The following is an 823-nucleotide window of genomic DNA, read 5'->3' as shown; positions in this document are numbered from 1 at the left end:
TTGTTCCGTTTGAGTAGATGGGAAAATTTGGAACATGCCGAGAAAATTTGATCAGGATGCGAAGGACCGTGTGGTCCGTCTCGTGGAAGACCGCATCCTGGCGGAGAACATTTCCATGCAGGCAGCCTGCAAGATCGTGGCACCAAAGCTGGGCGTCTCGTGGCACACGGCGAGGCAATGGACGCAGGCCGCTCGTCGCGAAGGTCGTGTTGTGGAATCAATGCCCGAGGACCTTGCTGCAGAAAACGCACGGTTGCGTCGAGAAAATCAAGAGCTGCGGGACACCAACGAGTTGTTGAAAGCCGCTTCGGCTTTTTTCGCATCCGAACTCGACCCGAAACGTCGGAAATGATCCGGTTCATTGATGAGCATCGGAATCGTTTCTCAGTCGAGTTCATCTGCCAGACGTTAAACACCCATCGTGAAGGCGGCTTCCTTACTTCGCGCGGGTACCGCCAGTCTAAAGCCCGTGGATTAAGTGCTCGTCGCCTTCGCGATGCTGTGCTGATTGAACACATTAGTGCTGTTCATCGCGATAATTACGGTGTCTACGGTGTGCGGAAAATGTGGCATGCTCTCCGCCGTGACGGAATTGATATCGGTCGTGAACAAACTGCTCGGTTGATGCGCCTGGCCGGTGTTTCTGGCAAAGGCAAAGGCAGGTCACCTATCACAACCCGTAAGCCTAACGTGCCTGATCTGCGCCCAGACTTGGTAAATCGTGAATTTAGGGCTCCTGGCCCTCATCGGCTGTGGGTGGCGGACATTACCTACGTGCGCACCAGGAAAGGGGACCTGACCCCCATGTGGTGGACACCTGATA

At 54.8% G+C, this 823-nt stretch carries 1 protein-coding gene and 1 pseudogene; both read left to right on the top strand.

What is annotated here, in order from left to right; genetic code table 11:
- Positions 1–352 (top strand): annotated as a pseudogene (locus HMPREF3158_RS01590) (transposase); the annotation flags it as partial.
- The coding region (locus tag HMPREF3158_RS12365; protein ID WP_141740972.1) for an IS3 family transposase at positions 349–823 on the top strand (475 nt) is incomplete at its 3' end. The pseudogene HMPREF3158_RS01590 and the gene HMPREF3158_RS12365, both read left to right, overlap by 4 nt.

The sequence above is a fragment of the Corynebacterium sp. HMSC06G04 genome (genome assembly GCF_001807365.1).
GTDB lineage: Bacteria > Actinomycetota > Actinomycetes > Mycobacteriales > Mycobacteriaceae > Corynebacterium > Corynebacterium simulans.
Note: the sequence above shows the minus strand (reverse complement) of the source record. Positions and strands in the feature narration are given on the sequence as shown.